Consider the following 25554-nt stretch of genomic DNA (forward strand, 5'->3'; position numbering starts at 1 on the left):
AGAGCCCGAGTCCGACCGGCCGAAGCAGGAGCACCCATGCCTCGTATGACCGCTGCCCGAGCGGCAGTTGAGATCCTCAAGCGCGAAGGCGTCACGCACGCGTTCGGTGTGCCGGGCGCGGCGATCAACCCCTTCTACAAGGCCCTCCAGACCGGCGGCGGCATCGACCACACGCTCGCCCGCCACGTCGAAGGCGCCTCCCACATGGCGGAGGGCTACACCCGCGCCAACCCCGGCAACATCGGCGTCTGCATCGGCACGTCGGGCCCCGCGGGCACCGACATGATCACCGGCCTGTACTCGGCCATCGGGGACTCCATCCCGATCCTGTGCATCACCGGCCAGGCGCCGACCTCCGTGATCCACAAAGAGGACTTCCAGGCCGTCGACATCGCCTCGATCGCCAAGCCGGTCACCAAGGCCGCGACCACCGTCCTGGAGGCCGCGCAGGTCCCCGGCGTCTTCCAGCAGGCCTTTCACCTGATGCGCTCGGGCCGCCCGGGTCCGGTCCTCATCGACCTGCCCATCGACGTCCAGCTCACCGAGATCGAGTTCGACCCCGAGACGTACGAGCCGCTGCCGCTCTACAAGCCCGCAGCGACCCGCGCCCAGGCCGAGAAGGCGATCCGGCTCCTGCTGGAGTCCGAGCGCCCGCTGATCGTCGCCGGCGGCGGCATCATCAACGCCGACGCCTCCGATCTGCTGGTGGAGTTCGCCGAGCTCACCGGTACGCCGGTCATCCCGACCCTGATGGGCTGGGGCACCATTCCCGACGACCACGAGCTGAACGCGGGCATGGTCGGTCTGCAGACCTCGCACCGCTACGGCAACGCGACCTTCCTGGAGTCCGACTTCGTCCTGGGCATCGGCAACCGCTGGGCCAACCGCCACACCGGCTACAAGCTCGACGTCTACACCAAGGGCCGGAAGTTCGTCCACGTCGACATCGAGCCCACCCAGATCGGCAAGATCTTCGCCCCCGACTACGGCATCGCATCCGACGCCAGGGCCGCGCTGGAGCTTTTCGTCGAGGTGGCCAAGGAGCTCAGGGCCGCAGGCAAGCTGCCCGACCGCTCCGACTGGGTCGCCTCCACCCAGGAGCGCAAGGCGACGCTGCTGCGCCGTACGCACTTCGACAACGTGCCGATGAAGCCGCAGCGCGTGTACGAGGAGATGAACAAGGCCTTCGGCCCCGAGACGCGCTACGTCACCACCATCGGCCTCTCCCAGATCGCAGGCGCGCAGATGCTGCACGTCTACAAGCCGCGCCACTGGATCAACTGCGGCCAGGCGGGCCCGCTCGGCTGGACCATCCCGGCCGCGCTCGGTGTCGCCACCGCGGACCCGGAGTCTCCGGTCGTCGCGCTGTCCGGCGACTACGACTTCCAGTTCATGATCGAGGAGCTGGCGGTCGGCGCGCAGCACAAAATCCCGTACGTCCACGTGCTGGTGAACAACGCCTACCTGGGCCTGATCCGGCAGGCGCAGATCGGCCTGGACATCAACTTCCAGGTCAACCTGGAGTTCGAGAACATCAACGCCCCCGAGCTGGGTGTCTACGGCGTCGACCACATCAAGGTCGTCGAGGGCCTGGGCTGCAAGGCCATCCGGGTCACCGAGCCCGACCAGCTGCTGCCCGCGTTCGAGGAGGCCAAGAAGCTGGCCGCCGAGTTCCGGGTGCCGGTCGTCGTCGAGGCGATCCTGGAGCGCGTCACCAACATCTCGATGAGCAAGACGGCCGACATCAGCGATGTCACCGAGTTCGAGGAGCTGGCGACGGAGCCGGGCCACGCGCCCACCTCCATCAGGACGCTCAAGGTCTGAGCACCCGCGCGAGGCACGAGCGGCACCCGTCCCGGAATCAATCCGCGCCGGGTGGCGCTTTGTGCTCTGCGCGCAGGATGCCGACGACGGCCGCGATGCCCTCGCGCATAGTGCGCTCGCCGAGATTGCCGAAGCCCAGGACGAGTTGGGCCGGATCCCTCGCGCCCGACGAGGGGAGGAAGCCGACTCGCCGTCGGCCGATCGCGGCTACCGCGATCATGGTCATCGCCATGTGCTTCTTCGCGGGTCCGGCCGTTCCTGAGCCCCGCCGAGACGTTCTTCAAGGGCTTGCAGTGGCAGCACTGCCAGTGTGGGCGGACGCCACGTGGAGTTCCGCCCATCGGGTCATCCTTTGGAGGTGGCGGGAAATGCCGTGCCGCATGGAAAGGGCAGCGACGATGCCGGTACCGCGTCCGTGTTCCTCATGTTCCGCAGGGGGCGGGTTCTCGGGTGATCGGCGCGGTCGGGGTAGCGGCCCAGCGTCTGTGACCTCGATACGGAGGGCGTGCCGGCCGCCGACCTCGGGCATCGACAGCCGCAACACTGCTGGGGGCAGTGCGTGAGCGATCGCGTTGGTGATCAGTTCCGAGATCACCAGGATGGCATCGTCTGCTGTCTCCGTGGGCAGGGCCCAGCGGGCCAGGACCGTGCGTGCGCCGTGGCGCACGGCGGAGACGGTCTCAGGGATGTGTGGCAGCGGGAGGATGTGCTCGGTCCGCGGGTGCGGTGCCACGCTGGAGTCAGACGTGGTCATGGCCGGAGTGGTCATCTTCGACCACCTCCACTTGTCTCGGCTTCTCGTATCGGAAGCGGCGGCTCGTTCGGTGCGGTGGCGCGTGGCCGGGTTATTCGGCGGTGGCGAGGATGTCGGCCAACGCCGTGACGGCCTGGTCTGCGTCGGGGCCTTCGGCGCGGACGGTCACGGTGCTTCCGGCGGTGGCACCCAGGCCCATCACGGCGAGGACGCCGGTCGGGTTGACGGTGCGGCCGCCATGTTCCAGCTGTATTGCGCTGGTGTACTCCGCTGCGGCCCGGGCGAGTTGGCCTGCGGGGCGGGCATGCAGGTTGGCGGGCAGGACGACGGCGATTTCGTGATTCGCCGTGGTCGTGGCGGTTGTGGTGGTGGCGTCAGAACTTGAGGACATTGCGAGCCTCCTTGGCGGCGTTGGCGACGGTCTTGAGATCAGCGCCGGATGCGGCGGTGACGACGGCTGCGACGGCTCCTTCGACGAACGGCGCGTCGACGATCGTTACGTCGGTGCGGGGATGGTCTTCCAGGACGGTGCGGGCGGTGAGGACGGAGCTGCCGAGGTCGGGGATTACGACTACGCCGGCTCCGCGGTCGGCGTTCCGGATCGCTGCGAGAACGAGGTCGTAGCTGGTGCCGATCCGGCCGTCGTCGGTTCCTCCGGCGGTAGCGAGGGGAACGTGGTCGGAGCCGATCTGCTGCACCAGCAGGCGAAGGCCCGCGGCGAGCTCGGCGCTGTGGGACACGAGTACGATGCCGACAAGGTTGCTCATGAACAGCAACGCTATATCTCGGAACGCTGTTCATCAATACTGAACAAGGAGAATTTTTCGATGGTTCAAGCGGTGCAGCGTGCGGTGCAGATCTTGCGGGAGCTCGCGTCCACCGGGCCCCGGCTGGGTGTGACCGAGCTGGCCGACCGCCTGGGCGTGGCCAAGCCGACCGTCCACGCGCTGCTGCGCACGCTGGAGGCCGAGGGGCTGGTGGTGCAGGACCGGGACAGCTCGAAGTACCAGCTCGGCCCGGACCTGGTGCAGCTGGGCAACGCCTATCTGGACACCCAGGAGCTGCGGACCCGCTCGCTGACCTGGGCGGACCAGCTCGCCACCCGGGCGAACGAGGCGGTGTGGGTGGCCGTGCTCACTGGCGACCACGTCCTGGTGGTGCACCACGCCTTCCGGCCGGAGGGTGCAGTGCAGATCCTCGAGGTGGGAGCCAGCATCCCGTGGAGCACCTGCGCCCTGGGCAAGGCCATCGTGGCCTTCACCCCAGCCTCCGAGCGCGAGCGGCTGCTCGCGGGCGACCCGGCGGTGCTCACCGGCGCCAGCATCACCGACCCGGAGGAGCTGGCCGGCCAGCTGAAGGAGATTCTCCGGACGGGGTACGCGATCGAGGACCAGGAGTCCGCCATCGGGGACGCGGGCATCGCATCCCCCGTCTTCGACCGCTCCGGCGAGGTGGTCGGGGCCATCGGCATTGTCGGCCCCGTCGAGCGTCTGCTGGCCGAACCGGCACGACAAGAGCTCGCGGTCGCGGTCCGCGAGACCGCCCGCAATCTCTCCCGCGACCTCGGCGCCCCTCGAGGGACCGCCCGCATCGCCGGCCCCTGACCGGCCCCCCGCACCCACCAGCCTCGCAGGCACCTGACCTGCACACTCCGCATCCACCCGCAGCTCGGCGGCGACGTCCGCCGTTCCGCCACCTGCCCCTCCGTCCAGGCCCCTCGGCGCGTCGCCGTGGGGCCTTCTCCGTGTCCGGGGTGCCCGATAGTCGCCGGACCTCTTGACAGGCGTGAAACGCGGGCTTAACTTCCGGAACAACGTTCATCAATAGTGAACGACTTACCGGATTCCGCTGGATATCCGGTTCCCCTGAGCCGGCCGCCAGGTTGCCCGACCCTGACCACCTGGCGGCCCCCTCCCTTCACAGCCCGCTCACGCGGAGGAGGTGAGACGCCCACGCTGCCGCTCGGCACTGGGCGCCATCAATGGAAGAAAACTCTTACTCACAGAAGCTTGTGGCCGAGATGCTGGGCACCGCGGTGCTGGTGTTCATCGGCGTCGGTTCGGTCCCCGCAACGCTCATCGTCGGCGGCGACGCCCCATTCACCATGGCGCAGCTGGGAATGATCTCGCTGGCCTTCGCCACCGCCGTGATCGCCATGGTCTATGCGATCGGCCATATCTCCGGCTGCCAGATCAACCCGGCCATCACCCTGGCGCTGGCCGTCACGAAGAAGATGCCCTGGCGGGATGTCCCCGGCTACATCGCGGCCCAGGTGGCCGGTGCGGTGCTGGGAGCGCTTGCAATCGTCGGGGTGCTGGGTAAGAAGGCGGTCGACGTCGGCCTCGGTATCGCCGCCTACGGCACCGGTGTCGGCGCCGGGCAGGCCTTCTTCGCCGAAGCGGTGGGCACGTTCATCCTCGCGTTCGTCGTCTTCGGGGCCATCGACCGGCGCGCGGCCGGCGGCTTCGCCGGTCTGGCCATCGGCCTCGGCGTGTTCGCGATCATCATTCCGGTGGCGCCCGCCACCGCGGCGTCCATCAACCCGGCCAGGACGCTCGGCCCGATGATCACCGGCGAGCTGTTCAATGGCACGGTCCACTGGGATCAGCTGCCCGTCTACCTGGCCGCCGAGGTGATCGGCGCGGTTGCCGCCGGCGTCCTTTACACAGCCCTCAACGCCCACCGCAAGGCCGCCACAACCACGGCCGAGAACCGGGTCGTTGAGTCCGCCACTGCCGAAGGAGCCCTGTCGTGAAGAAGCTCATCAACGCCCCCGAGGCGGTGCTGGACGAGGCCCTGGCCGGCATCGCCGCCGCCCACCCCGAACTGAAAGTCGACGCGGAGAACAAGGTGATCGCCCGCGCGGGCGGCACCAGCACGGGCAAGGTCGCCCTCATTTCCGGCGGCGGTTCCGGGCACGAGCCCCTGCACGGCGGTTTCGTGGGACTGGGCATGCTGGACGCCGCCTGTCCAGGCGAGGTGTTCACCTCGCCCGTGCCCGGCCAGATGCTGGCGGCAGCTCGGGCCGTCGACGGCGGCGCGGGCGTGCTGTTCATCGTGAAGAACTACACCGGCGACGTCCTCAACTTCCAGATGGCCGCCGAACTGGCCGCCGAGGAAGGCATCACGGTCGAGACCGTGCTGGTCGACGACGACGTCGCCGTCCAGGACTCCACCTGGACCGCGGGGCGCCGCGGCACCGGTGCCACCGTCTTCGTCGAGAAGATCGCCGGCGCTCTCGCCGAGAACGGCGCCGACCTCGCCGCGGTGGCGGAGATGGGCAAGCGGGTCAACGCCGCCTCCCGGTCCTTCGCCGTCGCCCTGACCGCATGTACCACACCCGCCTCCGGCAAGCCCGGGTTCGACCTGCCCGAGGACGAAATCGAAGTCGGCGTCGGCATCCACGGCGAACCCGGACGCAGCAGAGAGAAGCTCCGCCCGGCCAAGGAGATCGTGGCTACCGCCCTCGACGCCATCCTCGCCGACCAGCCGCTCACCGTGGGGGACCAGACCATCGTCATGGTCAACGGCCTCGGCGGCACACCGCTCATCGAGCTGTATGTCGTCTTCAACGACGTCGCCACCGCTCTCGCGGACAAGGGCGTGGTCATCGCCCGCAGTCTTGTCGGCAACTACGTGACCAGCCTGGACATGGCCGGTGTTTCCATCACCGTCTGCAAGGCCGACGCCGACATGCTGTCTCTGTGGGACGCACCCGTGAACACCCCAGCCCTGCACTGGGGCGCCTGAACCGAGCCGGGGGCGGGGCCGCGCGATACGCGAGGGCGGGCGGGAGCCTTCCCGCGCCAGCTCACCCGACCGCCCCCGCATCCGCCCCCGCCCCCGGCTCACCCAACCGTCAACCCGCATCCGCCCCCGGCTCACCCAACCGTGAACCCGCCACATACCAACCATGAATGGAGACTCCGTGGACACCGACCTCGCCCGCACGTGGGTGCAGGCCATCGCCGCCGCCGTCGACATGCACAAGGACCACCTCACCCAGCTCGACTCGGCCATCGGCGACGCCGACCACGGCGTCAACATGAAACGCGGCTTCTCCGCCGTCACCACGGCCCTGGCCGACTACAAGCCGGACACCGTCGGGGCCGTGCTGGTCAAGACGGGCACCACACTCATCTCCAGCGTTGGGGGCGCCTCCGGCCCGCTCTACGGCGGCGCCTTCCGCGCCATGGGCAAGGCTCTTGACGCACCCACCGCCGACACGCAGCAGTTCGCCACCGCACTCGCCGCCGGCCTGGAGAGCGTCCAGAAGCTCGGCGCGGCCGCACCCGGCGACAAGACAATGATCGACGCATACGCTCCCGCCCTGGCCGCCTTCCAGCAACATGCCGGCGCCGGAGCCGACTTCGCCGCCGCGGCCCTGGCCGCCGCCGACGCTGCCGAGGAGGGCATGCGCGCGACCACCCCCATGCAGGCACGCAAGGGCCGAGCCTCCTACCTCGGCGCCCGCAGCATCGGCCACCAGGACCCCGGCGCCACCTCCACCGCCCTCATCTTCCGCGCACTCGCCGAAGTGGTGGTTACCCGATGATCCGCCACACCTACGCCGGGCACACCGCCGCACCCGGCATAGCCCTGGGGTTCCTCCACCGCACTGACCGCCCGCTCACCCGAGCCGTGCTCCCCCACCGCACCGGTGGTGACGCCGCACAGCAGATCACCGACGCCTTCGACGCCGTCGCCGCCCGCCTGCTCGACCTGTCCACCTCGCTGCGTGAACGGGGCAACGACGAAGAGGCCGACATCATGGAGGTCAACAGCTACATCGCGCAGGACCACGATCTGCGCGAACAGGCCATCAAGCGAGCGCACCAAGGCCAGCCGGTACCCGTCGCCGTCCGGCAGGCCATCGACACCTATGCCCGGACCATCGCCGGCCTTGACGACCCGACCCTGGCCGAACGCGCCGCCGACGTACGGCAAGTCGGCCGCCGCGTCCTGGCCAACCTGCACGGCGACACCGGCCCCGCACCCGACCAGCCCCTCGTCCTGGTCGCCCACGAAATCGGCGCGGCAGACCTGCTGGAACCCGGCCAAACGGTCACCGCCGCCATCTCCGTCACCGGCGGCCCCAACTCCCACGCCGCGATCGTCGCCCGCTCACAGGGCATCCCCCTCCTCCTGGCCGTCGACCCCGCCTTGCTCGACCTGCCGGACGGGCAGGAAATCCTCCTCGACACCGACCAGGCCACCGCCGTCGCCCACCCCAACGACGACGAACGCGCGAGCGCGCTGCACGCCATGGACGCCGCCCGCACCCGCCGCCTCGCCCTCGCCCAAGAGCGCCACCTGCCCGCCCAGACACTGGACCATCATCACGTGGTGCTGCGGGCCAACGTGGCGACCCCGGCCGAGGCCCGCGCAGCCCTCGCGGCCAACGCCGACGGCGTCGGCCTGCTCCGCACCGAACTGCCCTTCCTCAACCACCCTGCCTGGCCCACCCGCAACCAGCACGCGGCCACCCTCGTCCCCGTCATGCGCGCACTCGCCGGACAGACCGCCACCGCCCGCACCCTCGACTTCGCCGACGACAAACTCCCGCCGTTCCTGTCCCGCATCCAGGGCGCGCGGATCGGCCGCGGCCTGCCGCTCATGCTGGCCCAACCGGACGCCTTCGCCGATCAGTTCCGCAGCCTGCTCGGCGCGGGCGCCGATACCGACCTGCGCATCATGATCCCGATGGTCGCCGGCATCGACGAACTCCGCGCCTGCCGACGCCTTCTCCAGGCCGCCGCCGACGAAGCCGGTGTCCCGATACCGCCCCTGGGCATCATGGTGGAACTCCCCGAAGCCGTCGCCGCAGCCGACGACCTCGCCCGCGAAGCCGCATTCCTCTCCATCGGCAGCAACGACCTCACCTGCCAGATCCTGGGCCTGGACCGGCGCGACCCCGCTGCCTCCCCGGCCATGGCCGCGCACCCCGCAGTACTCCACGCCATCGCCCAGGTCGTCACCGCAGCCCACCGCCACCACCGCCAGGTCTCCGTCTGCGGCGACGCCGCGGCCGACCCCCTTGTCACCCCCCTCCTCATCGGCCTCGGGTGCGACATCCTCTCCGTCGCACCCGCCGTCCTCGACGAAGTACGCGCCCGCATCCGCCGCCTGCGCCATGACACCTGCGCCTCCCTGGCGGCCATCGCTCTCACCCGCGAAACCGCCGAAGAGGTCTGGCGACTCGTCGAGCAGTGCTGCCTGCCGTCGCTGCCCTGACCCGAGGCGCACATGGCGCGATCAGTCGAGCGTAGGCAGGTCCGACCGAACCGGCCCACCAGGATTTGCGTGAAGCGCAAGGTGACGCCCTGACAAGTCCCACTGATCCATCCCATTCAAGGGATTTCTGCTGATGTACATATCCAGTCGAGAAGGGGCCTGAACCGTGAAGAAGCTCATCAACTCGCCCGATGAGGTGCTTGCCGATGCTCTCGTCGGGGTGGCCGCCGCGCACCCCTCACTGACGGTCAACACGTCCGACCGCTACATCATCCGCGCGGGCGGACCGACGGCTGGGAAGGTCGGCCTGGTGTCAGGTGGCGGGTCCGGACACGAGCCGCTGCACGGCGGGTTCGTCGGGTACGGGATGCTGGATGCGGCCTGTCCCGGTGAGGTGTTCACATCTCCCGTGCCGGACCAGATCCTCGCCGCCACGCGGGCCGTTGACGGCGGGGCGGGGGTGCTGCACATCGTGAAGAACTACACCGGCGACGTGCTGAACTTCCAGATGGCCGCCGACTTGGCCGCCGACGACGGCGTCTGGGTCGAGGGCGTCGTGGTCAATGACGATGTCGCCGTGGAGAACAGTACGTGGACGGCCGGCCGACGGGGTACCGGGGCGACCGTGTTCGTGGAGAAGATCGTCGGTGCGGCTGCCGAGCTTGGCGCGGACCTGGCCTCGGCCGCGGCTTTGAGCCGGGAGGTCAACGACCGGTCCCGTTCGTTCGGGGTGGCGCTCACGTCGTGCACGGTGCCCGCGTCGGGCAAGCCCGGCTTCGAGCTGGGCGAGGACGAGATCGAGCTGGGCGTCGGCATCCACGGCGAGCCCGGTCGCGCCCGCGGCAGGCTCGTCTCCGCCAAGGAGATCGTCGGTGTCGCGTTGGACGCCATCCACGCCGACATGCCGCTCTCGGGCGAAGTGCTCGTGATGGTCAACGGCCTGGGTGGCACCCCGCTTCTTGAGCTGTACGTGGTGTATGCCGCGGTTGCCGAGTGGCTCGCCGGCCATGGCGTGTGGATCACCCGCAACCTGGTCGGCAACTACATCACCAGCCTGGAGATGGCCGGCTGCACGATCACGGTGTGCCGGCTCACGCCGCAGCTCACCTATCTGTGGGATGTCCCCGTCGAGACCCCCGCGCTGCGCTGGGGACGCTGAGCATCCTCGGACACCGCTACGGACACCACGAGGGAGAAGGACGACCATGGACGCGAGCATGTTCCGGGCCTGGATCCACGAGGCGGCCCGATTGGTGGTCGACAACACCGACCGTCTGACCCGGCTCGACTCCGCTGTCGGCGACGCCGACCACGGCATCAACATGCGCCGTGGCCTGCAGGCGGCGGTGGCAATGCTGGACGAAACCGACCCGCCCACCCCCGGTGCGGTGCTCGCCACCGTCGGCCGGGCATTGATCAGCAAGACCGGCGGGGCCTCGGGACCGCTGTACGGCACCGGGTTCCGGCAGGCCGCGCGGACTTTGGGCGAGGATCCCGACGTGTCTGCGGCACAACTTGGGGCGGCGTTGGCGGCTGCCCTCACCGGCATCCAGCGGATCGGCGCGGCGCTCGAAGGCGACAAAACGATGATCGACGCCCTCAGTCCGGCCGTGACCGCCTACCAGGCCGTCATCGACACCGGCGGCGACCTGAGCAAGGCCACGCGCGCGGCGTCCGACGCCGCCGTGCGGGGCCTGAAGCAGACCGTCGGCCTGCAGGCCCGGAAGGGCCGGGCGAGCTATCTCGGCGCCCGCACCATCGGTCACGAGGACCCCGGCGCGGCGTCGACCGTGCTCATTCTGTCCGCCCTCGCGACTGTCACCGCGGCGAGCGGGCGGAGAAGCGAGCGGCCAGGCACAGGGGCGGCGTCATGAGGGTGGCATCCAGCCGGTGGGCCGGCACCGAGGTGGCTCCCGGCACGGCCAAACTCGCCGGCGATGCCAGGCTCTACCCGCCGACGGGCACAGATGACGAGCTGGGCACCGGTACCGAGCGGATTGCCACAGCGACCGCCACCGACGAAGTGGTTGCGATCCCGGAAAGCCCTGAGACCGACGCGTAGTTCGCTGCCCCAGGCACCTGCCAGGGGACGCACGAGGCCATGGCCTCATTGAGCGATATCACGACAAGCGCACTCGCGCGATGAGAGCAGCGTCCGCGATGCGCGCACGCGCCCCTGAATCGCGCACGTTCATTGGCGGGAAGAAGGTGCGAAGGCAAGTGCAAACACAACCCGCGGTGCATCGCCACGGCACGGAACCGGTGCAGACGCCCCAGGCGAGAGGCAGCGATTCCGACAACGGCAGTACCGAACCGGGCAATACCGATCCGGGCCCCGCGCGTGCAGGTGGAGGGCGTCGCCCGCGCCGGAGCAGCAACCAGAAGGCGTTCGCCCCGGGTAACTGGAGTGTGCGCACCCAGCTGCTGGCCGTAGTGCTCATCCCGATCATCACCGCGCTCGTACTCGGCGGTTTGCGGATCGGCTCGGCGGTGCAGAACGCACAGGACATCGACAACGTCCATCAGCTCGTTCGTACCGTCGACAAGGGCACGGGGCTCTTGCAGGAGCTTGAGGATGAACGCGATCTCACCGCGCTCTACGTCGCGGCCGGGCGTACGGGCGACATGAGCCGGCTGGACACTCAGCGCTCCCAGGTGGACGCGGCGCTCGCCCGGGTCCGTGCCGAGGCCGCCCATGTCCACCGCGGGACGAACCCCGTCCTGGCCACCCGGCTCGCGGTGCTCGACGCCTCTGGCGGGAAGGTGGCGTCACTGCGCCACACGGTAGACCACTCGAAAATGCGCTTGCTGTCCGTGGTCAACGCATACACGGCGTTGATCGCCGAGCTCACCGACGCCCTCGACGTTCTCACGCCGGACATCGCCCACCAGACCCTTGCCGTGAGGGCCGGTGCGCTCGTGACCTTCGCACAGGCCACGGAGGCAGCCTCCCGGCAACGCGCGCTGCTCGGCGGGGTGCTGACCCAGGGGCACTTCGATTCGAACGAAGCCCAGGGCCTGACCCTCGCCAGCCGGCAGCAACAGGAGTTGATCGGCGAGTTCCGGTCCGGTGCGCCGCCGGCCCAGCGTCAGTTCTACGAGCGCACCGTCACCGGAAGGGACGTCAACAAGGTTGAGATGCTCCAGAAGCAGGTGCTCGCCCGGCAGGGCACCAGCCGCCTCCGCCTTGACGCCGGCGAGTGGTTCGACACCATGACGAGCAAGCTCGAGCTGATGCGTCTGGTCGAGAAGCGGCTCGTCGGATCGGTCGAAGACGAGAGCTCGCGCGAGCGGCACCAGGCCGAGCGCTCAGTGTTCATCACCTCGCTCGTCGTGCTGTTGATCCTCCTGCTCACGTTCGGTGTGACGCACGTCGTCGTGCAGTCGATTGTTGGCCCGCTGCACACCCTGCGCGACTCCGCGCTCGATATCACCGAACGCCGCCTGCCTGAAGTGGTCCGGCTGCTGCGGGGCTCCAGCGACGCGCAACTGGAGGCCATCAAGTTCGAGCCCACGGGCATCAACTCGGCCGACGAGATCGGCGGTGTCGCCCACGCGTTCGACGACGTCCATCGCGACTCCGTACGGCTGGCGTTCGAGCAAGCGCAGCTGCGAGGTCGCATCAACGCGATGTTCGTCAACCTCTCGCAGCGCAGCCAGAGCCTTGTGGAACGGCAACTGGAGCTGATCGACCATCTGGAGAACGGCGAGCAGGACCCCGACCTGCTCGCCAGCCTCTTCAAGCTCGACCACCTGGCCACCCGCATGCGCCGCAATGGGGAGAACCTACTCGTCCTCGCGGGCGAGGAGGCGGGCCGCCGCTGGAGCGCCCCAGTCCGGCTCGTCGATGTTCTCCGGGCAGCCACCAGTGAGGTCGAGCAGTACCAGCGTGTGCAGCTACGCGGACTGGTAACCGCGGACGTCGACGGCCGGGCAGTGAACGACATCGTTCACCTCATCGCGGAGCTGCTGGAGAACGCGGCCACATTCTCCTCGCCGGACACCGAGGTGCTCGTCACGAGCCAGCTGCTGTCCGGCGGCGGCGCGAGGGTCGAAATCCAGGACAGCGGCATCGGCATGACCGCAAAGGACCTTGAGGAGGCTAACGAGAGGCTCCTGAACCCGCCGGTCGTCGACGTGTCGGTGGCGCGGCGCATGGGTATGTTCGTCATCGGCCAGCTCTCCGGCCGCCACGGCATCCGCGTCCAACTCCGCAGGTCAGCCCACTGCGGCATCACAGCAGTGGTCATGCTGCCCCAGAACTTGGTCCGGGAACACGGAGATCACATGGATCCTCCCGGACTGTCAGCCAGGTACAACTCGGAAGGGCGCCTCACGGGCTGGCGCAACTACGACGCGACCGAGCAACTCAACGACAGCGCGCCGGCCAAACGCGCGTACCGGACACGCCGTCACGGCGCCCGCTTGGCCGGCCAGGTCTGAAACGATCGGCCAGTCGCACGAAGGAGAGCGCCGAGCCGCGGGACCGTCCGCAACTCGGCGCTCTGGCTGTGCAGTTGTTACCGCCCGACGACGCGAGGCTGGCGCGACAGGACATTCGTGTCGCCGGGCGGGGACTGTGTGGCCGACTCCCTCAGGGAGAGGCCCGCGGCGGCGGCGATTGGGACCGAGGGTTCGCTTCCTTCAGGTCAAGAAGCGGACTCCGGTGCCTTGACCACCGCACTGGCATCGCACTACCGCCGCGGTCCCCGGCCTGCCCGTACCGCATGACCACCCCTCATCCGGGTCGGCGGCACAGGCGGCGCCCGGTCCTGACCTCCCGTCAGGGCCGGGCGCAGCTTATGTGTTCCTAATCCTCGCGCAGGGCACGGACGGCCTCCTCGACGCGCTTGCCGTAGTCGGCGTCCGCGGCGTGGAAGTGGGCGAGGTTCTTCTCGATGACGTCGTCACGGGTGACCTGCGAGAGGCCGCCCGCGATGTTGGCCACCAGACGGGACTTCTCCTCCGCGGACATCAGGCGGTACAGCTCGCCCGCCTGGAAGAAGTCGTCGTCCTTGTTGTGCAGCGCCGCGGCGTGCGTGCCCGTCCAGCCGTGGATGGCCAGCGGGGCCGACAGCGCCGAGTCCGTCTGCGCGGGACCGGCGTACGAGTTGGGCTCGTAGTTCTTGTCGTGGCGCGAGCCGTTGCGCGTGGTCATGAAGCCATCGCGGCCGTAGTTGTCGGCAGACCCCCGGGGAACAGCCTTCGGCGCGTTCACCGGCAGCTGGGTGTGGTTGACGCCCAGGCGGTAGCGGTGCGCGTCCGCGTAGGCGAACAGCCGGCCCTGGAGCATCTTGTCCGGCGAAGGACCGATGCCCGGCACGAAGTTGTTCGGCGAGAACGCGGCCTGCTCGACCTCGGCGAAGACGTTGTCCGGGTTGCGGTCGAGGACCAGGCGGCCCACGCGCTGCAGCGGGTAGTCGCTGTGCGGCCACACCTTGGTGAGGTCGAACGGGTTGAAGCGGTAGTCCGCCGCCTCGGCCGCCGGCATGACCTGCACGTACAGGGTCCATGAGGGGTTCACGCCGCGCTCGATGGCCTGGAGCAGGTCCGTCTGGTGGCTGTTGGCGTCCTTGCCGGCCTGCTCGGCCGCCTGCTCCGAGGAGAGGCAGCGGATGCCCTGGTTGGTCTTGAAGTGGTACTTCACGAAGAAGGCCTCGCCGGCCTCGTTCGTCCACTGGTAGGCGTGCGAGCCGTAGCCGTTCATGTGGCGGTACGAGGCGGGGATGCCGCGGTCGCCCATCAGCCAGGTCACCTGGTGCGTCGCCTCGGGGGCGTGCGCCCAGAAGTCCCAGACGTTGTCCGGCTCCTGCTTGCCCGTGAAGGGGTCGCGCTTCTGCGAGTGGATGAAGTCCGGGAACTTGATCGGGTCCTTGATGAAGAACACCGGGGTGTTGTTGCCGACGAGGTCGTAGTTGCCCTCTTCGGTGTAGAACTTCAGCGCGAAGCCGCGCGGGTCGCGGACCGCGTCCGCGCCACCCAGCGAGTCGGCGACGGTCGAGAAGCGGATGAAGGTCTCGGTGCGCCTGCCGACCTGGGAGAGGAAGTCCGCCTTGGTGAAGCCGGTGACGTCGTCGGTCACCTCGAAGTAGCCGTACGCGCCGCTGCCGCGGGCGTGCACCACGCGCTCCGGTATGCGCTCCCGGTTGAAGCGCGCGAGCTTCTCGAGCAGGTGCTGGTCCTGCAGGAGGATGGGGCCACCGACGCCTGCGGTGGCGGAGTTCTGGTTGTCGGCGACCGGGGCGCCTGACTCGGTCGTAAGCACACGCTGCGTCATGGTGGCGGGATTGACCTTCCGTACTGGAGCTGCTGGCGGTGCGAGGAGCGTAAATTCGCCTCGAACGTCACGTCAACAGTTTGTTGAAAGCGAAGTGTGGTGTTCCGGACGGCGTCGGCGCCTGGGCGCGACAGGACAGGTGTCAGCGCCGACGCCGCCCGGAAATCAGGGGCCCGGTGCGGGCCCGGACTCAGACCTGCTGCCCGGAGAGGCGCTCGACCGCGCGCAGCAGGGCGGAGTGGTCGAGGTCGCCGTCGCCCTGCGCACGCAGGGAGGCGACGAGCTGGGCGACGACCGCACCGACGGGCAGCGCGGCGCCGACGTTGCGCGCGGCGTCGGTGACGATGCCCATGTCCTTGTGGTGCAGGTCGATCCGGAAGCCGGGCTTGAAGTCCCGGTTCAGGAAGTTGTCCTTCTTGCGGGTCAGGACCGTGGAGCCGGCCAGACCGCCGTTCAGGACGTCCAGGGCGGCCTGGAGGTTCACGCCGGACTTCTCGAGGAAGACGACGGCCTCGGCGCAGGCCTGGATGTTGACCGCGACGATCAGCTGGTTGGCGGCCTTAACCGTCTGGCCGGAGCCGTGCGGACCGCACAGGACGATGGTCTTGCCCAGCGCCTGAAGGATCGGCAGCGCGCTGTCGAAGTCGTCCTGCTCGCCGCCGACCATGATCGACAGTACGGCCTCGATCGCGCCCGCCTCGCCGCCAGAGACCGGGGCGTCCAGTACGCGGATGCCCTTCTCGGCCGCGGCCTTGGCGAGGTCCACCGAGGTCTGGGGGGTGATGGAGGACATGTCGATCAGGAGGGCGCCCTGCCGGGCGTTCTCCAGGATGCCGTTCTCGCCGTACGAGATGGCCTCGACCTGCGGGGAGGCGGGCACCATCGTGATGACGACGTCGGCGTCCTTGACGGCCTCGGCGATCGAGGACGCGGCGGTGCCGCCGGCGGCGGTGAGGCGGTCCAGCTTGTCCTGCTCCAGGGTGAAGCCGGTGACCTGGTAACCCGCCTTCAGCAGGTTCTCGGACATGGGGGAGCCCATGATGCCGAGGCCGATCCATGCAATCTTGGGGGTGCTCATGAGGGTGCCTTCCTAAAAACCTTGGTACGTCAGGGAGTTCAGCGGGCCGGGAGCCAGCCGAAGGACTCGGCGCTCGGGCGGTCGCCGGCCTTGTACTCCAGGCCGACCCAGCCGTCGTAACCGGCCTTCGTCAGCTCGTCGAGAAGCTGCTCCAGCGGCAGCGAGCCGGTGCCCGGCGCGCCTCGGCCCGGGTTGTCCGCGATCTGGACGTGGCCGGTCTTGCCGGCGTAGGCCGCGATGACCTGGCTGACGTCCTCGCCGTTCATCGACAGGTGGTAGATGTCGAGGAGGAACCGGGCGTTGCCGAGTCCCGTCGCCGCGTTCACCCTGTCGACGACCTCGATCGCGGCCGGGGCGCTCACCAGCGGGTAGCGCGGGGACTCCGGCTTGTTGAGGGTTTCGACCAGCAGGATCGCGCCGATCCGGTCGGCCGCGCGGGCTGCGAGTACCAGGTTCTCCAGGGCGAGTTCGTCCTGGACGGCCGGGTCGACGCCCTCGACGCGGTTGCCGTACAGCGCGTTGAGCGCCTTGCAGCCCACCGATGCGGCGAAGTCCGCTGCCACGTCGATGTTGGCGCGGAAGCGGCCGGACTCCTCGCCGGGCACGGAGAGCGCGCCGCGGTCGGGGCCCGGCAGCTGCCCGGCGTAGAAGTTCAGGCCCACCAGCTGGGTGCCCGCGTCGTCGAGCGCCTTCTTGAGGGCGTCGAGCTCGGCCTGGGGCGGGGTGGGGGTCTCGATCCAGGGCCACCACAGCTCGACCGCGGTGAAGCCCGCCGCGGCTGCTGCCGCGGGGCGCTCCAGGAGCGGGAGTTCCGTGAAGAGGATCGAGAGGTTCACATCGAAGCGCTGGTCCGAGTATCCCATGAGGGGCTTGCGCTCCTTCCGTATCGCGGAAGTCAGTTTCTGCTTAACGGAAGATTGCCTGGGATGGGGGAGGGCTGTCAAGAGCGGGCAACCAAAAAGCGCCCCCGAGCCGGGGGACAGAGGGCCTGTTCAGGCTCCTGTCCCCGGCTCGGGGGCGCTCGGGGGCTTTCCGGCGGGCGAAAGGGCTAGAGCGCGTCCACCGCGCTCACCTTCCAGCCCGCCGACGTACGCGTCAGAGTCATCCGCACCCGGTTCAGGTCGACGCGCGGCCCCGTCACCTGCGTGCTCGTGGTCACCTGGTTGACGAAGAGCAGCACGACGGCCCTGTCCGGCGAGGCCGACACCACCGAGGCTGCCGGTGCGCCGCCGCCCGGGGGCTTGACCACGCTCGCCTTGACCACCCCGTGGTACTTCGCCGCGGTCGGCGCCACCACCCTCGCCGTCGTCCTGCCGTAGTCGTCACGGAAGGAACCGGTCAGATGGCCGCGCGCCGCGGCGAAGTCCTTGTCGAGCCGCCGGTAGTCGTACGACAGCACCACGGGCGCCGCTTCACGCGCCGCGGCGAGCGCCTGCGCCCGCGCCCCCTCGGTCCGCCGGCCGTCCCCGTACTCCCAGCCGAGCACGGCGACCGCGGCCAGCAGCGCCGCCACGAGCACGGCCAGCACGGCGCAGAACCTGCCTCGCCGCCGCCCGCGTGCGGCAGCCGCCACTGGTTCGTCGGCGACCAGGACGGGCCCGGCCTGCTGTTCGACCGCCTTCCGTCCCTGGCTCGCGTCGTCCGGCGCCTCCAGAGGCAGCTCGTGCGGGGCCTGCGCAGGCGCATCCTCCCCGGGCTGCGGACGCGTCTCCTCGGGACTGCGGGTCGCGACCCGTTCCGTACGCCTGGCCGCCGCGCGGGCGGCAGCGGCCATCGAGCGACGGCCGGGGGATGCGGCGCCGGGGCCTCGGCCGTTCGGGTTCGCCACGGTGTTGGTCCTCACTGCCTTGCTCCTCACTGCAGGTGGTTCGGGTGTGTGCCCGGGCACGACGTCAGCCGACGAACTCGACGTCGGAGGTCAGCCAGCGGCCGTTCTCCAGTACGAGATCGAGCTGCAGCCGATAGGTGCGGGCCTGGCCCCCCGGTGCGGCGGTGTTGGTCACCTTGCTGTCGGCGACGACCAGGACGCGGGCCGTGCGCTCGTCGGAACGCGTGATGCCCGCTTCGAGCACCTGCCCCTGCGAGATGGACTTGTTGGCCGCGACCAGCTTCGTCAGTTCGGTCGTCTGCCCGGAGAACTGCTCCTTGAAGTCACCGGTGGCGCCCTTCAGCACGTTCTCGCTGTCCTGCGCGTAGTGCCGGTAGTCCAGCGAGGTGAAGTTCAGCGCGGACTGCCGGGCGGCGGCCAGGATCTCCTGGTGCCGCTGCGCCTCGGCGCGCTGCTCGTACACCTGGACGCAGAGCCAGCCGCTCAGCGCCGTGGTCACCACCGTCGCCACCACGAGTGCCGCCGCCGTCGCTCTGCCCTGCCGGGCGGAGGCGGCCGTTCTGGCGCCGAGCAGGCGCAGCGAGCGCGTCAGGCGCGCGAGGATGCCCGCGTTCATGCCATAGGTCCGACGAGCAGCCATTGCCACGAGTCCTTTCCGAGCACGCTCTGTTCGCCGCCCGTCGAGCCGATCTCGACGAGCGTTCCGTCCGGACCGGCGACGATGCCGGTCTCGGGGTCGTAGGGGGTGACATACGCCGCCCGGCCGGCCCCTGCCGAAGCCGTGGCGCCGGGCACGTTCTGCGCCCCGCGGACCGAGGTGGCGCTGCCGCGCGGGGCCGCGCAGTGGGCGCCCGTGTTCGCGGGGCGCTCGGCGGTGTCCGCCGGGTCGCGCCGCTGGGTGCCGTATCCCTGGCGGCACGGCGGCGGATCGTCGGCTTCGGCGACCAGCCCGAAGTGGGTGGTGCCGTCGCCCGGGATCACGGTGGAGCTGCCCGCGACGACCACCGGGAAGGTCACCAGGGCCTGTTCGACGCCGGGCAGCCGGGCCACCGTGATCTGGCCGCCGCTGATCAGATTTCCCAGCAGTACGGGCAGATGGGTCTCGTTCGCCTTGAGCAGCGAGTTCAGCTCCTGTGCGGCAGGCGCGGCCGAGCCGATCAGCTTGCGCAGGTCCCCGTCGCTCGATTTGAGCTCGGCGGTCAGGGCCGCCAGGTCGTGCGAGAAGGACTTGATGGCCGAGCCCTTGTCGACCTGCGTCTTGAGGACCGTGCGCGAGTCCTCGATCAGCGAGACGGTCTGCGGCAGCGAAGCGGACGCCGACTCCACGAGACTGTTGCCCGAGTCGACAAGTCGGCTCAGATGCGGGCCGGTTCCGGCGAAGGCCTTGCCGAGTTCGTCGACCGTGATGCGCAGATCCTCCTTGCCCACGGAGTTGACCAGCCGGTCCAGGCTCAGCACGACATCCGTGGTGGGCAGCGGTACCCGGGTGTCACCGCGGACGATCACGCTGCCGTCCCGAAGGTATGGGCCGTCGCTGTCCCGCGGCTGGAGGTCGACGTACTGCTCGCCCACCGCCGAACGGTTCGCCACCACCGCCAGCGTGTCGGCCGGTATCCGCGCCTCGTCCTCGATGTCCAGCATCACCTGCACCCCGTCCGCGCCCGCAAGCCGCAGCTCACCGACGCGGCCGACCGGCACCCCGCGATAGGTGACCTCCGCCCCCGGGAAGACGCCTCCGGACTCGGTGAACTCGGCGCGCACGGTGTAGCCGCGGTCGAGAAGCATGTCCGCCAGGCCCGTGTACTGGGCTCCGACGTACGACACCCCGACGGCGGTGACCGTGGCGAAGGCGAGCAACTGGGCCTTGACCGTACGAGTGATCACGGCTGCATCCCCTTCAGCATGAGCTCGGCGAGGGCGGGGGAGACCCCGGCCGGAAAGCGTTCGGCGTCCCCGCCTCCGTAGGCGGCGTAACTGCCGGTGCACACGGGCGGGCACAGTGGATCCGTGTCGACCGGCGGGGGAGCAGGTGTCGTCGGCGCGCCCGGGACCTTCGGCAGCGAGGTGGGCAGCGGTACGCCGGGCAGCTCGGGCAGGTCCGGCAGTCCGGGTTTGTCCGGTGCGCCCGGCTTCTTTGGCTCCTCGGCGAGATTGCCGTAGATGCTCGCGAGATCGAGATCCGCGGTGATCCTGAGATTGACGTAGTCGCCCTTGATCGCGCCCGTCACATTGCGCGGGAACGGATACGTCGTCAGCAGCTCCAGCGCGTTCGGCAGATCACTGCCCGCCTTGTTCAACTGCGCCAGGATCGGCCGCAGACTGCGCAGATTGGCGACCAGGTCGGCCCGCGAGGCATTGACCACCTTGGTGCCCGCCGTGCCGAGCTTGGAGAGCGAGGTGAGCATCGCGGTCAGATTGCGGCGCTGGTCGGCCAGCACCTTCAGGGCGCCCGGCATGGTGTCGACCGCCGTGGCGATGGTCTTCTTCTCCTGCGCAAGACGCGCGGCCAGCCGGTCGATGCCTTCGAGCGCGCGGACGATCTCCTTGCGCTGCCCGTCGAGGCCGCCGATGAAGGTGTCGAGCTCGCTCAGCAGGGACTTCACCCGGTTCTCCCGGCCCTCGAGGGCCTTGTTCAGCTCCGTGGTGACCGTCTTCAGCTGAGCCACCCCGCCGCCGTTGAGCAGGGCCGACAGCGCGGACAGAACTTCCTCGATCTCCGGGTTGCGCCCGCTACGGGACAGCGGGATCCGGTCGCCGTCGCCGAGCCGGCCCGCGGGGGTGCTGTCGGCCGGGGCGGACAGCGCCACGTACTTCTCGCCGAGCATGCTCGTCTGGCGCAGCTCGGCGATCGCGTTGGCCGGCAGCTTCACCTTGCCGTCGACCCGCAGCCGCACCCGGGCGTGCCAGCCGGCCAGTTCCACCTTCTCGACCGCGCCCACCGTGACGTTGTTGACCTTCACGGCCGACTGCGGCACCAGATCGAGTACGTCCCGGAACTCGACGGTGACCCGGTAGGCGTTGCCGTCGTCGGCGGCGCCGCCGGGCAGCCCCACGTCGTACAGGCCGTTGAACTCGCAGCCGGTGAGCACGACCGAGCCCATGGCCGTCCACAGGGCCGCGGCCCTGCCCCCGCGCAGCACTCTGCTGAGCCTCATGCACCGGCCTCCAGGATTCCGCCGAGCGTCCGGTCGACCGGTCCGGTGCCCGCCACCGGTGCGGCGGTGGGCAGTTGGGGCAGCGTGTCGAAGAGCTGCCGGAGCTCCTTGCAGTCCGGGTTCTGGCCGCCCGCGTCCCCCGTGGTCCGCAGCAGAGAGCACAGCAGCGCGGCCGGATCCTGGGACTGGTTCAGGTTGTTACGGGTGTCGAGGGTGCCGGACGAGGGGTTGTAGGCGTTCTGCAGATTGGAGAGCCCGGCCGGTGCGACCTCCAGCAGTTCCGCCAGGGCGGCACGCTGGGTGACCAGCACTCGGGTGACCTTGCTGAGTCCCTTCACATCGGCGGTCAGCGCCTTCTTGTTGCCGCGTACGAACGTGGACACATCGCCGAGCGCCACCCCCAGATTCCGGAGCGCCGCCGCCAGGTCCTTGCGTTCGCCGGCGAGCTGGTCGGCCACCTGGGCGAGGCTGTCGTTGAACGACCGCACGTTCCTGTCGTCGGCGGCCAGCGCCGCGGTGAACACCTGCAGATTGCGTACGGTGCCGAACAGGTCCTGCCTGCCGTCGGACAGGGTGGTGACCGCCAGCGACAGGTCCTCGACCGTCTGGTGGAGCTTGGCGCCCTGCCCGTCGAGGTTGTCCGCGCTCACCCCGAGCAGGCGGGACAGCGAACCGTCCGCGTTGGCGCCCTTGGGGCCGAGCGCCTCGGCTGTCGTGTGCAGGCTGTCGAAGACCCGGTCCAGCTCGACCGGCACGGCCGTGCGGCTCAGCGGAATGACCGCGCCGTCCTTCATCGCGGGCCCGCCGCGGTAGACGGGCAGCAGCTGTACGTAACGGTCGCTGACGACCGAGGAGTTGATGATCGCTGCCTGCGCGTCGGCGGGGATCCTGCGACCGGGCTCGTACTCCAGCTCCACCCGCACCCGGCCGCCCTCCGGCGTGATCTTCCCGACCTCGCCGACGCGGACGCCGAGGACGCGTACGTCCGAGCCGGGGTGGATGCCGACGGTGCGCGGGAAGTACGCGGTGACATGGACCGGGGACGAGCGCGGCCACAGGACGACGGCCGTCGTGCCCGCGACGAGCGCGAACGCCAGGGCCAGTGCCACGCGCCGGGCGAGGCGTCCTTTCCATACGAGCCGGACGTTCATCGCGAGCCTCCCGTCCGCGGAACCACCGGAGTGGCGACCATGTTCTGGATGTAGCTGTCGAACCACCGCCCGTTGCCGAGGGTGTTGGTGAAGACGCGCACATAGGGCGCGAGCAGCTTGATGCTGCGGTCGAGGCTCGCCTGGTTGCGTTCGAGCATGGCGACCACCGAGCCCAGTCCCTTGAGCGCCGGGCCGATCTGCTTGCGGTTGTCCTGCACCAGGCCCGAGAGCTGGACGCCGAGTGCGGCCGAGCTCTTGAGCAGCGAGTGGATCGCCGCCCGCCGCGCGGCGATCTCCTTGAAGAGCTTGTCGCCGTCCTTGACCAGTACGGCGAAGTCGTCGGAGCGGTCCTTCAGCACGCCGGTGACCCCGTTGGCGTGATCGAGGAGTTCCCGCAGCGACTGGTCGCGGGAGGCCACCGTCCGGGAGATCTTCGACAGACCCTTGATGGACGCCCGGACCTCGGCGGGCGAATCCTCGAAGGTGGTGGAGATGGTGTCGAGCGCCTTCGCGAGCCGGGCGGTGTCCACCTTCTCCGTGGTGGTCGTCAGATCGCTGAACGCCGCCACGACGTCGTACGCCGGAGTTGTCCGGTTGAGCGGGATCTCGCTGCCGGGCCGCAGCTGCCCGGATCCCTTCGGCTGCAGCGCGAGGTACTTCGCGCCCAGGATCGTCTTGACCCTGATGGCGGCCCCGGTCCGGGTGCCGAACTCCGGCTCGTCCTTGATCCGGAAGGTGACCTTCACATGGTCACCGTCCAGGTCGACGTCGTCGACCTTGCCCACCTTGACCCCGGCGATCCGCACCTCGTCGCCGGGCTTGAGGCCGCCCGCCTCGGAGAAGGCAGCGCTGTACGTCTCGCCGTCGCCGATCAGCGGCAGGCTGTCGGCGTTGAACGCGGCCAGCGCCAGCAGCGCGAGCGTGGTGACGCCCACGGCTCCGATCACCACTGGATTTCTCTCACGGAACGGGATCATGAGCACCTCGCCCGGGCGACATGGAGCTCGGGGGTGATGACCTCTCTGGTCTTCGGCAGCACGATCCGGCCGTCGAAGTCACAGAGGTAGAAGTTGAACCAGGAGCCGTACGAGGCGGTCCCCGTCAGCTTGTTGAGCTTGTTCGGCAGCCGTTTCAGCACGCCCTCCACGGTCTTCTCGTTCTCGTTCAGCGTTCCGGTGAGCTCTCTCAGCCCGGCGATGTCGTCACGCAGCGGCGGCCGGGCGTCCTGGAGCAGACCCGAGGTGGCCTCGGTCAGCCCGGCGATGCCCGCCAGCGAGGCACCGATCGGCTTGCGGTCGGCGGACAGTCCGGAGATCAGCCGCTGCAACTGCTTGAGCAGGCCGGAGAAGCGGGCATCGCGCTTGTCCAGGGTCCCCAGGACCGCGTTGAGGTTGTCGATCACGGAGCCGATCAGCTCGTCGCGGTCGGCGATCGTCGTGGTGAGCGACGCGGTGTGGGCGAGCAGGCTGTTGACCGTGCCGCCCTCGCCCTGAAGGGTTTTGATGATCTCGGTGGCGAGCTGGTTGACGTCGTTGGGGCTCAGCGCCGCGAACAGCGGCTTGAACCCGCCGAGCAGCGCGTTGAGGTCGAGCGCGGGCTTCGTCCGGGACAGCGGGATCACCCCGCCCGGCTCCAGGCGCGTGCCGTCGCCCGCCCCCTCGGTCAGGGCGACATAACGCGAGCCCACCAGACTGCGGTAGCGGATGACCGCGCCGGTGCTCGCCAGCAGCGGCCGGTCATGGGCGACGGTGAAGGTCACTTCGGCGAGCGTGCGGTCCTTGATCGCGATGTCTTGGACCTCACCGACGCGCACTCCGGCGACCCTGATGTCGTCGCCCTCCTCCAGGCTGGTGACATCGCTGAACACCGCCCGGTAGGTGTCCTCCTTCGTAAACGAAATATTGACGATGGTCGCCGCGAGCAGCGCGGTCGCCAGCACCGTCACCACGGCGAACACACTGAACTTGACCAGCGGCGCCATGGCCGCGGTGGCACGTGCTCTCCTCATGCGACACTCACCGCCGTTCCGCGGGCCATCGGTCCGAACAGCAGCGTCGTGACCGCGGGCACCCGGTCGGCCGGCACCCCGAGGACGGGGGCCACGAGCGAGCCGACGGCCCGCTGCTCGGCCGCGGTGGCCGACACCCCGGCTCCGCCGGGCAGCCCGCCCGCGCCGGTCCGCTTCGTACCGTCGTCGAGATGGACCTCCGGTGCCGGGACACGGGGGCTGGGCAGACCTCTGCAGTCGGGTCCTGAGCGCTCTGCATAGCGCGGTTCCTCACCGGGTCGGTACGCGGGCCGGGGGCGGACGAATTCGAGCGTGATGCGCATCTCCCCGCCCGCGAACGCCTTTTCGGATGCCGCCTCCTGGCGCACCAGGCCGTCGAGGAGGCAGGGGTACTCGGGGGAGTAGCGGGCGAACAGCGCCAGGGTCGGCCGGGAGACCCGGCCGAGCGTGATCAGCCGGTCGCCGTTGTCGTCGAAGAACTTCTCCGCGGTGCCCGCGACCGTGGTGGTCGCCTTCAGGGCCTCGGCCAGCCGGTCCTGCTGCTCGACGAGCGTGCGGCTGGTGGTCACGGAGTTGCGCAGGATCCGCATCAGATCGGGCGCCGCGTCGCCGTACACCTCGGCCACATCGGCGAAGCGCGCGATGTCCTCCTTGATGGACGGCATATGGGGGTTGAGCTCGCGCAAGTACCCTTCGACGCGGGTCAGATTAGCGCCGATGCGGTCGCCGCGCCCTTCCAGGGCGGTGGCGAACGCGGACAGGGTGGCGTTGAGCTCCGCGGGCCGTATGGTGCGCAGCAGGGGCAGCAGGTCGTTGAGCAACTGCTGCACCTCGATACCGACCGTGGTGCGGTCCTGGGTGATGACATCACCGGCGCGGATGGGCCGGACGCCGGACCCGCGCGGCGCCACCAGCTCGACGAACTTTTCGCCGAACAGCGTCTTGGGCAGCAGCCGCGCGTGCACGTCGGCCGGGATCCGGGAGACGTGCTCCGGCTTGAGCGCGATGTCGACGGTCGCCTTGCGGCCGTCGGCCCGCACCGCGCGCACCTCGCCGACCAGCAGCCCGCGCAGCTTGACGTCGGCCCGCGGATCCAGCTGGTTGCCCAGCGTGTCGGCCTCCAGCGTGATGCGTACGACCGAGGTGAACACCTGCTGGTACACGGCCACGGACAACGACAGCAACAGCCCCATCACCACGATGAAGGCGACGCCGTACAGCTTCAGTCGGACGGTCCGCACCGGC

25 protein-coding genes are annotated in these 25554 nt (G+C 69.6%); 10 read left to right on the forward strand and 15 right to left on the reverse strand.

All coding sequences use genetic code 11. The annotated features are described in order from the left end of the window. Window positions 1-36 precede the first annotated feature (36 nt). Window positions 37-1824 carry a glyoxylate carboligase gene (gcl, locus tag OG741_RS31235; RefSeq protein WP_405603343.1) on the forward strand — a complete coding sequence of 596 codons (1788 nt, stop codon included), beginning with the start codon at window positions 37-39 and terminating at the stop codon, window positions 1822-1824. 37 nt (window positions 1825-1861) lie between these two features. Here the strand turns inward: gcl and OG741_RS31240 are convergent, their stop codons facing one another. From OG741_RS31240 to dhaM, 4 genes are all read right to left on the reverse strand, one after another. Beyond that, window positions 1862-2050 carry a hypothetical protein gene (locus OG741_RS31240; protein ID WP_405603345.1) on the reverse strand — a complete coding sequence of 63 codons (189 nt, stop codon included), beginning with the start codon at window positions 2048-2050 and terminating at the stop codon, window positions 1862-1864. Between the two features lie 54 nt (window positions 2051-2104). Continuing rightward, window positions 2105-2593, reverse strand: coding sequence for an ATP-binding protein (locus OG741_RS31245; protein WP_405603346.1), 489 nt, complete (start codon window positions 2591-2593; stop codon window positions 2105-2107). Window positions 2594-2669: 76 nt separating this feature from the next. Next, window positions 2670-2969, reverse strand: coding sequence for an HPr family phosphocarrier protein (locus OG741_RS31250; protein WP_405603348.1), 300 nt, complete (start codon window positions 2967-2969; stop codon window positions 2670-2672). Then, on the reverse strand, window positions 2953-3345 hold the full coding sequence (gene dhaM / locus OG741_RS31255) for a dihydroxyacetone kinase phosphoryl donor subunit DhaM (protein ID WP_405603350.1): 393 nt from the start codon (window positions 3343-3345) through the stop codon (window positions 2953-2955). The genes OG741_RS31250 and dhaM overlap by 17 nt, the downstream gene beginning before the upstream one ends. 60 nt (window positions 3346-3405) lie before the next feature. Between dhaM and OG741_RS31260 the strand changes: the two genes are divergently transcribed. The 9 genes from OG741_RS31260 to OG741_RS31300 all read left to right on the forward strand — a co-directional run bounded on the left by OG741_RS31260 (window position 3406) and on the right by OG741_RS31300 (window position 13255). Then, window positions 3406-4182 (forward strand): IclR family transcriptional regulator, encoded by a 777-nt coding sequence (locus tag OG741_RS31260; protein ID WP_405603351.1) that lies wholly within the window; start codon window positions 3406-3408, stop codon window positions 4180-4182. A gap of 377 nt (window positions 4183-4559) precedes the next feature. Further along, window positions 4560-5333 (forward strand): MIP/aquaporin family protein, encoded by a 774-nt coding sequence (locus OG741_RS31265; RefSeq protein ID WP_405603353.1) that lies wholly within the window; start codon window positions 4560-4562, stop codon window positions 5331-5333. Next, window positions 5330-6328 carry a dihydroxyacetone kinase subunit DhaK gene (gene dhaK / locus OG741_RS31270; protein WP_405603354.1) on the forward strand — a complete coding sequence of 333 codons (999 nt, stop codon included), beginning with the start codon at window positions 5330-5332 and terminating at the stop codon, window positions 6326-6328. The genes OG741_RS31265 and dhaK (OG741_RS31270) overlap by 4 nt, the downstream gene beginning before the upstream one ends. Window positions 6329-6491: 163 nt before the next feature. Further along, entirely contained in the window at window positions 6492-7133 is a 642-nt protein-coding gene (gene dhaL, locus OG741_RS31275) for a dihydroxyacetone kinase subunit DhaL (RefSeq protein ID WP_405603355.1), read from the forward strand. After that, on the forward strand, window positions 7130-8812 hold the full coding sequence (locus tag OG741_RS31280) for a phosphoenolpyruvate--protein phosphotransferase (protein ID WP_405603356.1): 1683 nt from the start codon (window positions 7130-7132) through the stop codon (window positions 8810-8812). The genes dhaL (OG741_RS31275) and OG741_RS31280 overlap by 4 nt, the downstream gene beginning before the upstream one ends. A gap of 166 nt (window positions 8813-8978) precedes the next feature. Next, window positions 8979-9971 carry a dihydroxyacetone kinase subunit DhaK gene (gene dhaK, locus OG741_RS31285; protein WP_405603357.1) on the forward strand — a complete coding sequence of 331 codons (993 nt, stop codon included), beginning with the start codon at window positions 8979-8981 and terminating at the stop codon, window positions 9969-9971. A gap of 46 nt (window positions 9972-10017) precedes the next feature. Then, entirely contained in the window at window positions 10018-10686 is a 669-nt protein-coding gene (dhaL, locus tag OG741_RS31290; RefSeq protein WP_405603358.1) for a dihydroxyacetone kinase subunit DhaL, read from the forward strand. Beyond that, complete coding sequence (locus tag OG741_RS31295; protein WP_405603360.1) at window positions 10683-10874, forward strand: hypothetical protein; 192 nt, start codon at window positions 10683-10685, stop codon at window positions 10872-10874. Before dhaL (OG741_RS31290) ends, OG741_RS31295 begins: the two co-directional genes overlap by 4 nt. 98 nt (window positions 10875-10972) lie before the next feature. Continuing rightward, window positions 10973-13255 carry a nitrate- and nitrite sensing domain-containing protein gene (locus OG741_RS31300; protein WP_405603361.1) on the forward strand — a complete coding sequence of 761 codons (2283 nt, stop codon included), beginning with the start codon at window positions 10973-10975 and terminating at the stop codon, window positions 13253-13255. 367 nt (window positions 13256-13622) lie between these two features. On the opposite strand, the gene OG741_RS31305 is transcribed toward OG741_RS31300, so the two are convergent. From OG741_RS31305 to OG741_RS31355, 11 genes are all read right to left on the reverse strand, one after another. After that, window positions 13623-15089, reverse strand: a complete 1467-nt coding sequence (locus OG741_RS31305; RefSeq protein ID WP_405603362.1) for a catalase — start codon at window positions 15087-15089, stop codon at window positions 13623-13625. A gap of 190 nt (window positions 15090-15279) precedes the next feature. Beyond that, window positions 15280-16167, reverse strand: coding sequence for a 2-hydroxy-3-oxopropionate reductase (locus OG741_RS31310; protein WP_405603363.1), 888 nt, complete (start codon window positions 16165-16167; stop codon window positions 15280-15282). A gap of 38 nt (window positions 16168-16205) precedes the next feature. Continuing rightward, entirely contained in the window at window positions 16206-17030 is an 825-nt protein-coding gene (locus OG741_RS31315; RefSeq protein WP_405603365.1) for a TIM barrel protein, read from the reverse strand. 185 nt (window positions 17031-17215) lie between these two features. Further along, the gene (locus OG741_RS31320) at window positions 17216-18010 is read right to left on the reverse strand and encodes a hypothetical protein (RefSeq protein ID WP_405603367.1); all 795 of its coding nucleotides are present in this window, start codon (window positions 18008-18010) and stop codon (window positions 17216-17218) included. A 49-nt stretch (window positions 18011-18059) separates the two neighbouring features. After that, a complete protein-coding gene (locus OG741_RS31325; protein ID WP_405603368.1) occupies window positions 18060-18635 on the reverse strand; it encodes a hypothetical protein in 576 nt (191 codons plus the stop codon). Next, window positions 18608-19879 (reverse strand): MCE family protein, encoded by a 1272-nt coding sequence (locus OG741_RS31330; protein ID WP_405603369.1) that lies wholly within the window; start codon window positions 19877-19879, stop codon window positions 18608-18610. The genes OG741_RS31325 and OG741_RS31330 overlap by 28 nt, the downstream gene beginning before the upstream one ends. Continuing rightward, complete coding sequence (locus tag OG741_RS31335; RefSeq protein ID WP_405603370.1) at window positions 19876-21150, reverse strand: MCE family protein; 1275 nt, start codon at window positions 21148-21150, stop codon at window positions 19876-19878. Before OG741_RS31335 ends, OG741_RS31330 begins: the two co-directional genes overlap by 4 nt. Further along, entirely contained in the window at window positions 21147-22301 is a 1155-nt protein-coding gene (locus tag OG741_RS31340; RefSeq protein WP_405603371.1) for an MCE family protein, read from the reverse strand. Before OG741_RS31340 ends, OG741_RS31335 begins: the two co-directional genes overlap by 4 nt. Further along, the gene (locus tag OG741_RS31345) at window positions 22298-23278 is read right to left on the reverse strand and encodes an MCE family protein (RefSeq protein ID WP_405603373.1); all 981 of its coding nucleotides are present in this window, start codon (window positions 23276-23278) and stop codon (window positions 22298-22300) included. Before OG741_RS31345 ends, OG741_RS31340 begins: the two co-directional genes overlap by 4 nt. After that, on the reverse strand, window positions 23275-24309 hold the full coding sequence (locus tag OG741_RS31350; RefSeq protein WP_405603375.1) for an MCE family protein: 1035 nt from the start codon (window positions 24307-24309) through the stop codon (window positions 23275-23277). The genes OG741_RS31345 and OG741_RS31350 overlap by 4 nt, the downstream gene beginning before the upstream one ends. After that, window positions 24306-25550 carry an MCE family protein gene (locus OG741_RS31355; RefSeq protein WP_405603376.1) on the reverse strand — a complete coding sequence of 415 codons (1245 nt, stop codon included), beginning with the start codon at window positions 25548-25550 and terminating at the stop codon, window positions 24306-24308. Before OG741_RS31355 ends, OG741_RS31350 begins: the two co-directional genes overlap by 4 nt. Window positions 25551-25554 lie beyond the last annotated feature (4 nt).

Origin of the sequence: Streptomyces sp. NBC_01410 (genome assembly GCF_045040195.1) — a bacterium.
Taxonomy (GTDB): domain Bacteria; phylum Actinomycetota; class Actinomycetes; order Streptomycetales; family Streptomycetaceae; genus Streptomyces.

Bases quoted from the DNA above. Each gene is read 5' to 3' on its own strand.
- gcl (WP_405603343.1), top strand. From the start codon at position 37: ATGCCTCGTATGACCGCTGCCCGAGCGGCAGTTGAGATCCTCAAGCGC.
- OG741_RS31240 (WP_405603345.1), bottom strand. From the start codon at position 2,050: ATGACCATGATCGCGGTAGCCGCGATCGGCCGACGGCGAGTCGGCTTC.
- OG741_RS31245 (WP_405603346.1), bottom strand. From the start codon at position 2,593: ATGACCACTCCGGCCATGACCACGTCTGACTCCAGCGTGGCACCGCAC.
- OG741_RS31250 (WP_405603348.1), bottom strand. From the start codon at position 2,969: ATGTCCTCAAGTTCTGACGCCACCACCACAACCGCCACGACCACGGCG.
- dhaM (WP_405603350.1), bottom strand. From the start codon at position 3,345: ATGAGCAACCTTGTCGGCATCGTACTCGTGTCCCACAGCGCCGAGCTC.
- OG741_RS31260 (WP_405603351.1), top strand. From the start codon at position 3,406: ATGGTTCAAGCGGTGCAGCGTGCGGTGCAGATCTTGCGGGAGCTCGCG.
- OG741_RS31265 (WP_405603353.1), top strand. From the start codon at position 4,560: ATGGAAGAAAACTCTTACTCACAGAAGCTTGTGGCCGAGATGCTGGGC.
- dhaL (WP_405603355.1), top strand. From the start codon at position 6,492: ATGAATGGAGACTCCGTGGACACCGACCTCGCCCGCACGTGGGTGCAG.
- OG741_RS31280 (WP_405603356.1), top strand. From the start codon at position 7,130: ATGATCCGCCACACCTACGCCGGGCACACCGCCGCACCCGGCATAGCC.
- dhaL (WP_405603358.1), top strand. From the start codon at position 10,018: ATGGACGCGAGCATGTTCCGGGCCTGGATCCACGAGGCGGCCCGATTG.
- OG741_RS31295 (WP_405603360.1), top strand. From the start codon at position 10,683: ATGAGGGTGGCATCCAGCCGGTGGGCCGGCACCGAGGTGGCTCCCGGC.
- OG741_RS31300 (WP_405603361.1), top strand. From the start codon at position 10,973: ATGCGCGCACGCGCCCCTGAATCGCGCACGTTCATTGGCGGGAAGAAG.
- OG741_RS31305 (WP_405603362.1), bottom strand. From the start codon at position 15,089: ATGACGCAGCGTGTGCTTACGACCGAGTCAGGCGCCCCGGTCGCCGAC.
- OG741_RS31310 (WP_405603363.1), bottom strand. From the start codon at position 16,167: ATGAGCACCCCCAAGATTGCATGGATCGGCCTCGGCATCATGGGCTCC.
- OG741_RS31315 (WP_405603365.1), bottom strand. From the start codon at position 17,030: ATGGGATACTCGGACCAGCGCTTCGATGTGAACCTCTCGATCCTCTTC.
- OG741_RS31325 (WP_405603368.1), bottom strand. From the start codon at position 18,635: ATGGCTGCTCGTCGGACCTATGGCATGAACGCGGGCATCCTCGCGCGC.
- OG741_RS31335 (WP_405603370.1), bottom strand. From the start codon at position 21,150: ATGAGGCTCAGCAGAGTGCTGCGCGGGGGCAGGGCCGCGGCCCTGTGG.
- OG741_RS31340 (WP_405603371.1), bottom strand. From the start codon at position 22,301: ATGAACGTCCGGCTCGTATGGAAAGGACGCCTCGCCCGGCGCGTGGCA.
- OG741_RS31345 (WP_405603373.1), bottom strand. From the start codon at position 23,278: ATGATCCCGTTCCGTGAGAGAAATCCAGTGGTGATCGGAGCCGTGGGC.
- OG741_RS31350 (WP_405603375.1), bottom strand. From the start codon at position 24,309: ATGAGGAGAGCACGTGCCACCGCGGCCATGGCGCCGCTGGTCAAGTTC.